This window comes from Leptospiraceae bacterium (assembly GCA_016708435.1).
Lineage (GTDB): Bacteria > Spirochaetota > Leptospiria > Leptospirales > Leptospiraceae > UBA2033.
The window spans coordinates 298,193-310,856 of sequence record JADJFV010000004.1 but is presented as its reverse complement, the minus strand read 5'-3'; the positions used below and the strand labels follow the sequence as shown (position 1 = coordinate 310,856).

At 35.9% G+C, this 12,664-nt stretch carries 14 protein-coding genes; 9 read left to right on the top strand and 5 right to left on the bottom strand.

Annotation, left to right across the window (positions count from 1 at the left end; translation table 11 throughout):
- Window positions 1-133: 133 nt before the first annotated feature.
- The 4 genes from IPH52_09725 to IPH52_09710 form a co-directional block, all read right to left on the bottom strand.
- Window positions 134-1,543, bottom strand: a complete 1,410-nt coding sequence (locus IPH52_09725; protein ID MBK7055316.1) for an ankyrin repeat domain-containing protein — start codon at window positions 1,541-1,543, stop codon at window positions 134-136.
- Window positions 1,544-1,642: 99 nt separating this feature from the next.
- The gene (locus tag IPH52_09720) at window positions 1,643-2,032 is read right to left on the bottom strand and encodes a hypothetical protein (GenBank protein ID MBK7055315.1); all 390 of its coding nucleotides are present in this window, start codon (window positions 2,030-2,032) and stop codon (window positions 1,643-1,645) included.
- A 150-nt stretch (window positions 2,033-2,182) separates the two neighbouring features.
- Window positions 2,183-2,659: an HXXEE domain-containing protein gene (locus IPH52_09715; protein MBK7055314.1), complete on the bottom strand. Its 477-nt coding sequence runs from the start codon at window positions 2,657-2,659 to the stop codon at window positions 2,183-2,185.
- A 35-nt stretch (window positions 2,660-2,694) separates the two neighbouring features.
- Entirely contained in the window at window positions 2,695-3,753 is a 1,059-nt protein-coding gene (locus IPH52_09710; GenBank protein ID MBK7055313.1) for an NAD-dependent epimerase/dehydratase family protein, read from the bottom strand.
- A 187-nt stretch (window positions 3,754-3,940) separates the two neighbouring features.
- Between IPH52_09710 and IPH52_09705 the strand changes: the two genes are divergently transcribed.
- The 9 genes from IPH52_09705 to murA all read left to right on the top strand — a co-directional run bounded on the left by IPH52_09705 (window position 3,941) and on the right by murA (window position 11,026).
- Window positions 3,941-4,993 (top strand): carotenoid 1,2-hydratase, encoded by a 1,053-nt coding sequence (locus IPH52_09705; GenBank protein MBK7055312.1) that lies wholly within the window; start codon window positions 3,941-3,943, stop codon window positions 4,991-4,993.
- 602 nt (window positions 4,994-5,595) lie between these two features.
- A complete protein-coding gene (murI, locus tag IPH52_09700) occupies window positions 5,596-6,375 on the top strand; it encodes a glutamate racemase (GenBank protein MBK7055311.1) in 780 nt (259 codons plus the stop codon).
- On the top strand, window positions 6,365-7,399 hold the full coding sequence (locus IPH52_09695; GenBank protein ID MBK7055310.1) for a phosphoribosylformylglycinamidine cyclo-ligase: 1,035 nt from the start codon (window positions 6,365-6,367) through the stop codon (window positions 7,397-7,399). The genes murI and IPH52_09695 overlap by 11 nt, the downstream gene beginning before the upstream one ends.
- 300 nt (window positions 7,400-7,699) lie before the next feature.
- The gene (locus IPH52_09690; protein ID MBK7055309.1) at window positions 7,700-8,164 is read left to right on the top strand and encodes a 1-acyl-sn-glycerol-3-phosphate acyltransferase; all 465 of its coding nucleotides are present in this window, start codon (window positions 7,700-7,702) and stop codon (window positions 8,162-8,164) included.
- The gene (locus IPH52_09685; GenBank protein ID MBK7055308.1) at window positions 8,121-8,471 is read left to right on the top strand and encodes a 1-acyl-sn-glycerol-3-phosphate acyltransferase; all 351 of its coding nucleotides are present in this window, start codon (window positions 8,121-8,123) and stop codon (window positions 8,469-8,471) included. Before IPH52_09690 ends, IPH52_09685 begins: the two co-directional genes overlap by 44 nt.
- Window positions 8,472-8,513: 42 nt before the next feature.
- Window positions 8,514-8,738 (top strand): DUF433 domain-containing protein, encoded by a 225-nt coding sequence (locus IPH52_09680; GenBank protein MBK7055307.1) that lies wholly within the window; start codon window positions 8,514-8,516, stop codon window positions 8,736-8,738.
- A complete protein-coding gene (locus IPH52_09675; protein ID MBK7055306.1) occupies window positions 8,728-9,099 on the top strand; it encodes a DUF5615 family PIN-like protein in 372 nt (123 codons plus the stop codon). The genes IPH52_09680 and IPH52_09675 overlap by 11 nt, the downstream gene beginning before the upstream one ends.
- Before the next feature lie 22 nt (window positions 9,100-9,121).
- The gene (locus IPH52_09670; protein ID MBK7055305.1) at window positions 9,122-9,664 is read left to right on the top strand and encodes a hypothetical protein; all 543 of its coding nucleotides are present in this window, start codon (window positions 9,122-9,124) and stop codon (window positions 9,662-9,664) included.
- Between the two features lie 60 nt (window positions 9,665-9,724).
- The gene (murA, locus tag IPH52_09665) at window positions 9,725-11,026 is read left to right on the top strand and encodes a UDP-N-acetylglucosamine 1-carboxyvinyltransferase (protein MBK7055304.1); all 1,302 of its coding nucleotides are present in this window, start codon (window positions 9,725-9,727) and stop codon (window positions 11,024-11,026) included.
- Window positions 11,027-11,230: 204 nt separating this feature from the next.
- On the opposite strand, the gene IPH52_09660 is transcribed toward murA, so the two are convergent.
- Window positions 11,231-12,658: a class I SAM-dependent methyltransferase gene (locus IPH52_09660; GenBank protein MBK7055303.1), complete on the bottom strand. Its 1,428-nt coding sequence runs from the start codon at window positions 12,656-12,658 to the stop codon at window positions 11,231-11,233.
- Window positions 12,659-12,664 lie beyond the last annotated feature (6 nt).

Below are 12,664 nucleotides of genomic sequence, written 5' to 3'. Positions count from 1 at the left end.
TTCTCCTAGTAATAGTTTTAAAAATACATTTGTATTGATTTCTTACCATTTTTTAGGAAATATATTTTTGGCAATTTTCTTTCTTGTGTCTTTCTGATTGAATTGCATCTCAGTTTTACTTCTACCTTTTAACTCACCTAGCTCCTTTTGATTTTAAATATTCTCGAATCTCTAAATCTACATTGTATGTTTCGCAAAATTCTAGATAGGAAATGTTCAGTGAGTTTTGATGATTTACATTCGCTCCTTTTTCTACCAGTAGCTTTACCAACTGCAAATGATTTTGAATAATTGCTTCATAGAGTGGTGTATTAGCTGAATTATCTTCTCCTGCATTATTTACATCTGCTCCATTTTCGATTAAGTATTTTGCTAGTTCATAATTGCCCGTGCGAACTATCGAATTAAGCGGAGAAAAAGAAGAATCTTTTCGATAATTCAAATCAAATCCAGAATGAATTAAATCTTGCACTACCGAATAATCATCTCCAAAGGAAAGAGAATAATTTATTTTCTTGGAAGCCAGTAGAAGTATTTTATTTCGATCGAATGAATGATTCGGTTTATTCAGTTCAGTTGATAGTTCTTCGCTATCCTCAATTTTCATACTTATAAATTCTTTTAATTTTGAAAAACTATATAGGTCTGTTCTACTTCCTGATTTTAAAATTAAAAATGCACAATGCTTTCTCATCTTTGTAAAATCTGTTTTAAATTTTTGAATCGACTTATCTATTTCGGATGGATTAACAATCGAGTCAATTCGAAGATCACAGACTCTTGAACTAAAATAAGAAAGGATAAGAGGATGTTGGCTCCGACGTTTCTTTGCATCAGCGATTAGAATTTTATAAAACTCATCCGTGGTAATCAGATTTGCTAATGGAATTTTCTTTTCCAGAGTATTGGAATTTATAATCTTATATAAATCATAAGAGTGTAAAAAGTATTTGGAAAAATTATCTTCTATAGCCCAGGTTCCGATTAAATTTTCAAAATCAATTGTTAGTTCATTCTTATTGTATCGAAAATTTTTATTGTGAATTTTTATTTGTGTATCGGAAGTATTTTTAATTTCTACGCGAGCTTCGTTAGTAACAATTTTTTCTGATTCCGACTTTTTCTCTTCATACGCTCGAAGCCTAAATGGAAGCGATGCCCAATCAATAATTGTAACAGGAAAGCTATAAACAAAAGTAAAAAACGCAATGGCTGTATAGGTCAAAAAATCTTTATCCTTTACCACAAAGGGAATAATTCCTCCAACTATATAAAAGGAATCAGATAGTTCTTCCTTCACAAAATACGTAGAATCAAAATTGGTTTCTTTTATTTTCTTTGTAATTTTAATTTTCTTCACAGATAAGATAATAGAATCCTGATTTATTTTTTTATTTCCCTCCGGCAAAAACTCTTCTTCGACCGTTTCATACTCTCTAGTTGAGATTTCTTTTTTTTGGATGAGTTCTCGTTTGCTTGTGATATCTAGCAGCACACAATTGCTAAATTGAAATAGAATCAAGAAGAGGAATAGAGTTTTCATTCTATTTTCATAAAGGACTTTTATTGGTTTGTCAATTTAATTTATTCAAGTCTTTACAGAGTATAATGACTATTATAGTGTGCTTGTCGAATTCAGCCTTCATTTAACACAGCGCACATGCATAATATCCGTCTTATCAGTAAAATCTGGATAGCCAGTCTCTGCATCATAATAATGTGCCGAAGCTTCAGAATATTCTTCCAAAGTCCAATACCAATTCCCGTCTTTCTTCCAAGACTCAGTTCCCTTTTCCTTGTATTCCAAGTCGAACTCTTCTCTTGTAGGTAATCGCATTTTACCGCTTGCACATTTTGCTTTTGCATTATGCCAATTCATTGAGCCTTGATAGTCGCTCCATTTCGTTTGTTTCTTTTTTAACGTAGTATCTTTTGCAAATAGACCTGTGAAGCAAAAAAGGATTATAAGAATTGCAATGGAGATATTTTTGAATCTAGTCCATCTAGCATCCTTCCCAGCCAATGGAATCATAGGTATGCAACATTGGATAGATCGACTACAATATGTTTTATAAACAATATTTTGCAGGGAACAAAAGCCGGTGGCGTGAATGTAGCAAACGATACATTCCGAATCAGTGTGAATGGCAATTTTAATCAAAATGGAACCACGATTTCTGTATTAATACTCATCTATTAATTTCGCTCCAAGTTTAAATAGAGGCTTTAAAGAGGTTATAGTAACTGCGCTTACCACAGCAAATCCAATTAGTAATTTATCGTAATCAAGCAAGGAGTTGTATTTGTTAAAAATGATATAGGATCCGAAAGGCAAATTTAACATCAATCCTGTAATCGTTCCAGGTGAATATTTTTTCAGAACAATTGTGGCTAATAAATGGGGAAATATAGAATTAAAACACATCATCAATACAAAACCTAAATAAGCATATTTGATAATTGGAAAAAATTCTCCATAGATTGAAAAAATAAATGTCAATAGGTATCCACATACTGTGACAATTAATAATGCGAAATGAAATTCGTTCCTACTAACAGGAGGATGAAAATTCTTTGCATATTTAGACCAATCAGGAAGCCAGATTCCTTCTTCAATATTGTGCAAAGTAAAAGCCATTAAAAATAAAACTTCATGCATATTGCTAAATTTTTAATTCCTCCCTTTTTAGCAAATCATTTCCTCTTAATAATCCCATCGCGGAGTAATTGCTCGAAGTGATCGCATACTGTTTGTTTGATGCTGGTGAAATTCAATCCGAGATCTTTTGTGGTATAGGAATTATCGTATTTAACAGAGGTACCTACATTTTTTTCTACATACTCATGACTGAAACCTAGAATAGGACCAAAGAGCCAAACCATAAAAAAAGGAACAGTCCATTTTGGAAATGGATAGGCTTCTCCGAATTGTTCGCGAAGATGAGAGGCTAATGTATATAATTCACAAGAGTCTGTGCAAGAGATATGTCTGCCTTTTGCAGTTGGAGTAAAGCCTGCTAAAATATGAGCGCGGGCAACATCTCGAACGTCTGTAATTCCAAACCAGAGTTCGGGAACTCCGAAAGAAAAAGTTCCATTACCTAGTTGAATCATCATATTGATACTAGTTGAATCGGTTCTCTTAGTAAGAGAAGGACCTAATACAAAAGCGGGGTTAATCGTGAGTAAATCCCATCTACTTTGAGCATTCGCAATCTTCCATGCTTCCTGCTCCGCAACAGTCTTGGAATAGGAATAAGGACTATGCGTTAGGGAACTAGTTGTATTCCAATACTCTTCTGTGAAAATCTTATCCTTTGTTTTGGATATATCGCAATTATCCCCATGAATCGCGGCAACGCTAGAAGTAAGAACCACTCTCTTTACAGTGGGAGTTGCGTTAACCGAATGAAGAACATTAGCCGTTCCTTCCTTCGCAGGATCAACCAAATCTCTTTGTGCATCTTTAATTCCTACGACAAAAAAAGGAGACGCCATATGAACCACAAGCTCGCAGTCTTGCATCGACTCCAAGAAAGAATCTTTCTTCATTAAGTCTGCTTCAAATACTACTAATTTGCCTTTCGAGTTGTTTGCGATTTCTTCTAGATGAATATACTTATCCTTCTTCGACTTATCACGAACAGTCGTGTGAACTGTATGTCCTTCTTCTAAAAGATATTTGATAACCCAGGATGCGATATAGCCGCTCCCGCCGGTAACTAGGATTGGTTTAGATAAATTAATATTCATACTTACACATGACTTTTAATCGAAAAAATTACAATCTTAAATTAATTGACTTTATAAATCTATGTTCCACTTTTACCCTATGGATAGTTTAGCACGCAAATTCTACACTGAATCAGAATACCTTGCACTAGAAAAATCGGCTGAATACAAAAGTAAACAATCTAAAGGACTCAGGTAAAATGATAATTTGAAACTAATCCGTATTATCCTTCTGGCTTATAGCTTTTCCCTTTTTTCCCAATTACTTGCTATCGAATTTCCGAAAGAACATACTTTTCACAAAGACTTTGCTTTAGAGTGGTGTTATTTTATTGGAAATCTAAATACAAAAGACGGAAAGGAACTGGGTTATGAACTAAGTTTTTTTAAAGCCAAATTAAATGGAAAAGAAGAAATCTTTCCTGTTCATTTTGCGATTTCTGATATTTCAAACAAAAAGCATTATACAGCACAGACAATAGAACGAAAGATTGGAAATCTTGCGGCTTACAATGATTTACTCATACGAAGTGGTGATTATAGAATTGAAATTTTAGGAGAATCAGAATTTAAAATCGCAGCCAATCCAAGAAAAGAAAATATTTCTCTAGAGCTTCATTTATCTGCTCCCAAAAAAGAAATTCTACTGCATGGAGATAAAGGTTTATCAATCAAAAGCAATCAAGACAAAAATATCTATTCGTATTATTACTCTATTCCAAGGTTAACCACAAAGGGATATCTAAAAATCGGGGAGCGCAAACTAGAAGTAGCCTCTGGAACTTCCTGGATGGATCATGAATGGAGTATTCCAATTTCTGATTTGGATAAGAATCGTGACGCCAAAAAAACTCTGGCATCAGAAGAAAATTCCTGGGACTGGATTTGTTTAAACTTTGAAGATGGATCAGACTTAATGCTTTTTAATTTCCGAAAGACAAAATCAGATTCTTCCGAAACATTTGGAACACTGCGATTGCCTAACGGAGAAATAAAACATTTTCAATCCAGAGAAGAAATTAAACTGGATGCAAAAGAAACTATTTGGAAGAGCAAAGAGACTAATAAGCGTTATCCAACGAACTGGAAAATTGAGTCGAATGACTTGAACCTAGAAATTGAAATGCGATTTCCCGAACAAGAATTTATTGCCTTTTCTACAACAGGAAATTCCTATTGGGAAGGATCAGTCACAGCAAAGGGAACATACAAAGGTAAGCCAGTAGCGGCTAAGGGCTACTTGGAGATGAAGGGGTATTAACCCTGTCACCTCGAACCTGCGTGAGAGAATTGCGCAGCGTATAGCGGAAAAATTGGTGAGAGGTCTATTTGACAAATTTAGCGATAGGTTAATCTATACTATGCTTGCCAAATAGACCTCTCACGGTGAAACTGTTCGAGGTGACTGGAGTAAATATGAACGAACAAATAAAACTAACAATTCCTAAAATGGATTCATCTATTTACAATTCTATTAACAATTCAAATCACAAATCTATCTCTCTCTGCCGACTGTCGTCTTTGTCCGGAGATAACTGCGGTGAAAATTCTATTGCGAAATGGTGTTAGCTATATAGGGCATATAGCCATTAACCCCGAAGAAGAAATTTCTACAAAACCAGATAGAATAATGGAAGTGACAAGAAGAGCTGAAACGCTTCGGCTTTACTTAAGCCTCGATTCCCTTACAGATTTGAACGCACAAATGCCTCATGTTCTACATGAAAAAGTCTATATAGACTTTCGATATAAAGATATTGCAAAGATTGAACTATTGGAAACCTCCCCCCCCCCCCCGCCCCCCCGGGGCCCGGGCTTCTGCCCGGGGCCTCCGTTCCGACTCCCCAGAAAATATTGAACCTAATGGCAAGAGAAAGAATTAAAATTGGTGTAACTGATTCAGGGTTTGGCGGATTATCCGTATTAGGCGAACTAAGTAATACAATCCCCGAGGCAGATTATATTTATTATGGAGATCTCTTGAATGCGCCTTATGGCAATAAGCCGCCAGAACAAGTATATGGATTTTTAGATGAAATTTCCCAATTTTTCCTAGGACATGGAGTCAGCGCCATAGTAGTTGCTTGCAATACCGCAACGTCAGTCGCTATAAGTAAGCTTCGAAAAAAATATTCTGTTCCAATTTTCGGAATGGAGCCAGCCATTAAACCCGCAGCCTTAGAAAATCCCGACCAAACAATTGCAGTTCTTGCCACTCCTCTTACTTTAAAAGAAGAAAAATTCATGAGCCTTGGAAAATCTTTAGAAAAACACGCTACTCTAAAACCAATTCCCTGTGATGGACTTGCAACTATTATAGATACAGGAGATATTGAAAAAGCGAAAGAGTATTTGCAACCGATATTTAAAAATCTAGAGGAAGAAAAAATCGATCTTGTTGTGCTCGGTTGCACTCATTACGTTTTAGTAAAATCTCTTTTTTACGATTGGAACAAAAACGTCAAGCTATACGATGGCAATAAAGGAACTGCAAACCATGTGCGGCGAACAATCATTCCCCTCCCAATCGAAGGGGAAAGCAAACTAGATTTATTTTTAAACGGCGGACGAGAAGAAGACTTTGAAATCGCCTACAATTATTTAAACAATCAAAATACAAACGAGAGAAACTATGTCAAATAATCCAATTACTTATAAAGATGCAGGAGTCGATACAGAAGCAGGAAGAAGCTTTGTAGATTCCATCAAAAAAAATGTTCACTCTACTCACAATGCAAGAGTCCTTGGAGGATTAGGCGGATTTGCCGCTGCCTATGATGTTTCCTTTTTAAAGAATTACAAAGAGCCAATTTTATTATCCTGCACAGATGGAGTTGGAACCAAATTAGAACTCGCTAGACTATTAGACAAACACGATACGATAGGAATTGACTTAGTAGCCATGAGCGTCAACGACTTATTAGTCTCAGGTGCTCGTCCAATGTTTTTTTTGGACTATATTTCCTGTGGAAAATTAGATATTAAGAAAATGGAACAAATCGTTTCTGGAATTGTAGCAGGTTGCAAACTCTGTGGCGCTGCACTCGTAGGCGGTGAAACAGCAGAGCATCCAGGCACAATGAAACCTGATGAATATGATCTAGCTGGATTTGCAGTTGGAGCAGTTGAGAAATCAGAAATGATCGACGGCAAAAATATCCAGGTAGGAGATGTAATCATCGGAATCGAATCGAGTGGTCCGCATAGCAATGGCTATTCCCTACTCCGAAAACTCTATTTGAAAAACGGAGCGCTTCCAAGCGACAAAGAGACATTATCCTTTATAGCTGATTATCTTATGAAACCAACTCATATCTATGTAGAATCTATTTTGAAATTGCTTTTGAAAGAAGAAATAAAAGGAATGATTCATATCACCGGCGGAGGGTTTTACGAGAATATACCACGTATCCTCAAAAAAGAACACGCCGCACGAATCCTCAAAAAAGATTTACCAGAAAGTTATGTATTTAACAAAATCAGAAAAGATCATTCCCTCGATGAGCGCGATATGTATTCTACTTTTAATATGGGCGTAGGATTTATCCTGATTATCCCCAAGGACAGAGTTTCAAGTGCATTACAAGAATTATCCGCTCTTGGCGAAGCAGCAAAAGTTATTGGAGAAGTAATTTCCCGCAAAGATGAAGAAGTGGAGATGATATAGGTATTGAGCAAATTTTATAAATGTATATTAATTAGCATGAGTTTAGTTTAAGGATTTTTCTGCTCTGTCACCTCGAACATGCGAAGGCGAAGGGCGCGTATAGCGCAGGGCAGGAAAACCGTGAGAGGTCTATCTTGCAAATATAGTAAAAGTTTATTCTTAACTACATTTGTAAAATAGACCTCTCACCGGTAATGCTGGTTCGAGGTGACTGTATTCTTACATTGAGCGATGTTCGAAATGACAGTATAAGTCTTTCACAGACCTTAATTTAATCATACTATACAAAAGAGTAAAACTATGTTTAGAAAAAAGATAAAAAAGACACAAGATAAAATTTCAATTTCTCTTAAGAATTGGGATCCAGATCCGCAATGGTATACACCCATTTTTCTCTATACAGTAATTGGCATTTCTAAGTTTATCATGAAAGTGTTAAACAAAATAGAAATTGTAAACGAAGACATTTTACAAAGTCTGCAATCACGAAATAATCGAGGACTTTTAACATTCAGTAATCACAACTCTTTATTTGATGATCCTTTTTTAATTTCTTGCTCTGCTCCTATAAGTATAGTCCGACAGAGATACATTGCGACTGACGCACAAAACTTTTTCAGTAAAAAACTTACAGGCTTTATTTTTAGCCAGGGGCAATGTGTCCCTATTGTAAGAGGCGCAGGAATCAATCAGCCAGGTTTTGAATATTTAAAAAAGATTCTTGCAGGAAGGAGGCTGGGTTCATATATTTCCAGAAGGAACTAGAAATAGAAAACCCGAACTCGGTATTCAAAATAATTTCACCCAGGGAATCGCACATTTACTATTAGCCGCAAACCCGATAGTTCTACCTTTCTATCATTCCGGTATGGAAAAAATTTTACCGGTAGGCGCCATACTACCGAGGGTCGGGAAAAAAGTAAAAATTATTTTTGGAGAACCAATTCTATTCGATGAACAATATTCCAAAAACATTCTAAAAGAAAATTCTTTGAATACTTCTAATGCAAGAGAATCCGTGCAAGTTATCACAGATTGGACTTTTCAGGTTTTGAAAAGATTAGAGCAATAAAAATGACTTGCCAATTCAGTTCCAATAGTCAAAGATTATGCCATGGACTATCGAACTAGAATTACATCTGATCCAGGAATAATGCTTGGAAAACCAATTATTAAAGGAACTCGAATCACAATAGAATTGATATTGCGTAAACTATCCGAGAAGAATTCTATCCAAAAAATATTAGAATCCTATCCTCATCTAGAAGCCGCAGATATTTACGCTGCTCTTAGTTATGCGGCAGATATGCTTTCCAAGGAAGAGCTAATTGCAAGTTAGAATTATCGCCGACGAAAATATTGATGCTTACATTATTGAGTCCTTAAGAAATGCGAATTATGAAGTTTTATCTATTCGCGAAAGCTATAGAGGAATTAAAGATATTGAAATAATCGTTATGGCAAATGAACGGGAGTGCTTGATTCTAACTGAGGATAAAGATTTTGGAGAATGGATTTTTTCCCATAAATCAGAATCAGCAGGCGTTATTTTTCTAAGATATGAAGATAAAGACATGGATGAGATTATAAATGCCGTAAAAAAAATCCTTTCTGAATATGGAGAAAATCTTTATGGGAAATTTAGCGTTGTAACTAAAAATAAAATTCGTATTCGAGATATTATTGATAGAATACTTTAACTTGTATTTTGAACCGGATGATATGAGAGTAAAATATAAATTAGCCACAAGTAATATTTTTATTATCCTTTTTTTACTTACAAGTTTTCATTTTTCTTGTAAAGATGAAAATCCTTTTATGGCAGACTATCTAAAAATTACAGATTCAATGGAAGAGTTGGAAAAAAAAGTAACTCTTTTGAATAAGCTAAGTAATGAAGATAAATTCAAATTTATAAATATCCTTCTTCCTAGAAAAATTTTTACATACCCTCCCAATGAATCTTTCTTATTTAAACAGACGGGAGAATTATTAATTGAAAGTTTTGACTCACCAGAAGTGATGAAGTATAAGTGGACAATTAAGAATAACTCCTTATTAATAACTACAGAAAATAAAAAATATTCCCAAGTATTTGGAAACAAAAAATGGATTAATCCAACGTTTTCATTAAGTATAATTAACAAAGGAAATAAACTTGAAAAGAAACTCTTTATAATAGAAGTTTTCGATGAAATAGAAAAAGATGAAGCCGGTATTCAATTAGGTCTTCGCCCTGAATATTTCGACCAAGATGAGTTTTAATGAAGAAATATTTTTGATATTAAAACTTGCTTCTAAAACGAATCTTCTCAAATTGTAAATATGAGTTCTAGTTATTTTAAAATCACGGGTAAAAATCCGCTATCGGGAACGATCACTCCACAGGGAAATAAAAACGAAGCACTTCCAGTTCTAGGTGCAGTCTGCATGATACCAGGCATTGTCCGCCTAGAAAACGTTCCGATGATTTCGGATGTGTTGATGTTAATTGATGTTCTTCGTTATCTTGGATTTCAAATCACAAATCCAGAAACAGGCGTATTTACTTTTCAAAGACCGCAAGAGTTAAAGTCTGATTTACCGCAAGAGTTGTGCAGTAAAATTCGTGGAGCGGTAACACTCGCAGGACCAATCCTTGCTAGCACAGGAAGAGTATTTCTTCCTCGCCCGGGTGGAGATAAGATCGGTAGACGTAGACTAGACACTCACCTACTCGCTCTCGAAGCGTTAGGCGCTAACATTGAAGTATTTCCTGATGGGTATGAAATCAAAGCAAATCGGTTAATCGGGGATGATATCTTACTCGATGAAGCTTCGGTTACTGGGACAGAAAATGCGGTCATGGCAGCCTGTCTTGCGCAGGGAACAACGATTATCCGCCACGCTGCCTCCGAGCCTCATGTGCAGGGACTATGTAGACTACTCAATTCTGCCGGTGCTAAGATTTCTGGAATCGGCTCTAATATTCTTACAATCGAAGGTGTGACTTCTCTTTCGAATCCAACCGGAACGATTACTCATCGCATTGGCTCGGATTACTTAGAGGTAGGAAGTTTCATCTCATTAGCCGCAGTTACAGGTGGAGAACTTTTTATTAGAGATGTAAATCCTGATGATATAAGAATGATTCGACTCGTCTATTCCCGTCTTGGTATTGAAATTAGATTTGCTGATGGTGGTGTTGTAGTTCCTGCCGGACAGAAAATGGAGATTATCCCCGACTACCACGGTGCTACTCCTAAGATAGACGATTCCCCCTGGCCTGGATTTCCGGCGGATATGACTTCTGTCGCTCTTGTTACCGCTACTCAATGCAAAGGAACAGTGATGATTCACGAGAAGATGTTTGAATCAAGACTTTTCTTTGTGGATAATATCATCAGCATGGGAGCACAGATTATTCTATGTGATCCGCATCGCGCAGTCGTCATCGGCAAATCGCAATTATACGGTAGCAAAGTAGCGTCACCCGACATACGCGCAGGCATGGCAATGATAATAGCGGCATTATGCGCGGAAGGATCAAGTAATATTCACAATATCATCCAAGTAGATCGCGGTTTCCAGGACATAGATGTGCGGCTAAGATCAATTGGCGCTCAGATAGAGAGACTAGTGGAGTAGTTGTTTTGCCACAGAGGCACAGAGTTTAAGAAAGGTGGCTTGGAAAATTAATCTTTGTTTTTAATATTCAGAAGTTAAAATTCTGTCTATCAAAAGGAAATGATTTGTTCAAATATTTCAAAAACCCTCTTTAGAATGATGCACAAATAAAAAGAAATATTACGAAAACCCTCTGTGTCTCAGTGCCTCTGTGGCAAATGAATCTTACTTATTCTTCTCGACTCTAAGGAACATCTGGGTGCCGGAATCGTCGAAGCCTACTTCAGATGTAAAATTCTTTGGAATATCTTCGAGTAGCTCAAACATAGACTCTTCGTCGCGATAATATAGAACCCAGTCCATAATGTATTCCATATATTTGCGAGTTTCGTTTTCAACGTGATAATTTCCGATGATTAAAATTCCGCCGGGACAAAGCATGGAATAAAGTTTTTCAGTTAAGACTTTTGCTACTGAGTCTGTTAAATAATCATAAAGTCCCATCGAATAAATAAAATCATATTGACCAAATTTTATTTCAGGGCTTCCTGTTTTTAAGATAGTTCTAACTGATTCTTTTATAAACTCTACTTGAAAAGGTTTATCGGTAGGAATAGAAGCAATCCCCGAACGTGCTTCGCCTAACGCTTCTTCGTCTTGATCGAGTAGAAAAATCTTTGCTTGGTGCTTATATGGACTTTCTCTTAGGAAGTCTTGCATTTCCCAAGCAGGTCCGCAAGCAATGGAAAGAATTTTAAAATCCTCTTTACCAGAAGTAGAAAGTCTCTGCGACATATACTTGTTAATCAGTCGTCTTCTATTGCGAACAGCATCAGCAGCCTTTGTATCACAGGGATGTTTGTGAAAAATTTTACCGAAGGAAGACTTACCAATGTATTCATTTCGGTAAAGCATTTCCATCATAGCGGAATCTCCAGCGTAGCCTCTCGGTTTTAAATTAGTGCGTTTGATGAAGTCTGATTCTAGGATATAGTGCCAAATTGATTTTCTTAAATAAAAACCATATTTTTCATTTTCTAATTTAGTATATTTTTTTGTAATTGCGGTAATATCTTTGACTTTTTCGGTCAAGTATTGATAAAACTCAGCACCGAATCCTTTTAATACTGACTGGAATAAGGCTTCTTTTAATTTAGCTGGCTCTTTTTCGAATTTTCTATCTAAATCGTCTAATGCAATTTTATAAAGTGATAGCCCATAAACAAAATTAGAACAGAAATGTAAAAATTCAGGCGTAATTCCTTCTTGAATAGAGAAATGCATTCTGATTTTTTTGATTTCATCTTCTTGAAGGAATAATGACTGTTTGTCCATAAGCGTATCCATATCGACAAACTCTCTTTCGAGAAACAAACCTAGGAAAATTTCATTTTTTCCTGTCTCTAAGTGAACCACTTTTCCTTTGCCTAGTTCTCTTTTATGACCATAGGCAAAGATTATACAATTATTAATTGGATGTGTCTTTTTGATGAACGAAGCTTCTTCGATAGGGACACATATACCAAGTCCGAATCGGGAATAGTCATAAATTTTCCCTCTTATTTCTCTTCCTTCAAAGACTAAATGAATGTAGGAATTCTCTTCATCATGAAGACGAATGCGAATATTATCTCTGCGCTCTTTTGATTTCAAAATTAC

What these genes read in the sequence shown, in the direction of transcription:
- IPH52_09725 (MBK7055316.1), bottom strand. Translation starts at nt 1,543, where the DNA reads ATGAAAACTCTATTCCTCTTCTTGATTCTATTTCAATTTAGCAATTGT.
- IPH52_09720 (MBK7055315.1), bottom strand. Translation starts at nt 2,032, where the DNA reads ATGATTCCATTGGCTGGGAAGGATGCTAGATGGACTAGATTCAAAAAT.
- IPH52_09715 (MBK7055314.1), bottom strand. Translation starts at nt 2,659, where the DNA reads ATGCATGAAGTTTTATTTTTAATGGCTTTTACTTTGCACAATATTGAA.
- IPH52_09710 (MBK7055313.1), bottom strand. Translation starts at nt 3,753, where the DNA reads ATGAATATTAATTTATCTAAACCAATCCTAGTTACCGGCGGGAGCGGC.
- murI (MBK7055311.1), top strand. Translation starts at nt 5,596, where the DNA reads ATGGCAAGAGAAAGAATTAAAATTGGTGTAACTGATTCAGGGTTTGGC.
- IPH52_09695 (MBK7055310.1), top strand. Translation starts at nt 6,365, where the DNA reads ATGTCAAATAATCCAATTACTTATAAAGATGCAGGAGTCGATACAGAA.
- IPH52_09690 (MBK7055309.1), top strand. Translation starts at nt 7,700, where the DNA reads ATGTTTAGAAAAAAGATAAAAAAGACACAAGATAAAATTTCAATTTCT.
- IPH52_09680 (MBK7055307.1), top strand. Translation starts at nt 8,514, where the DNA reads ATGGACTATCGAACTAGAATTACATCTGATCCAGGAATAATGCTTGGA.
- IPH52_09670 (MBK7055305.1), top strand. Translation starts at nt 9,122, where the DNA reads ATGAGAGTAAAATATAAATTAGCCACAAGTAATATTTTTATTATCCTT.
- murA (MBK7055304.1), top strand. Translation starts at nt 9,725, where the DNA reads ATGAGTTCTAGTTATTTTAAAATCACGGGTAAAAATCCGCTATCGGGA.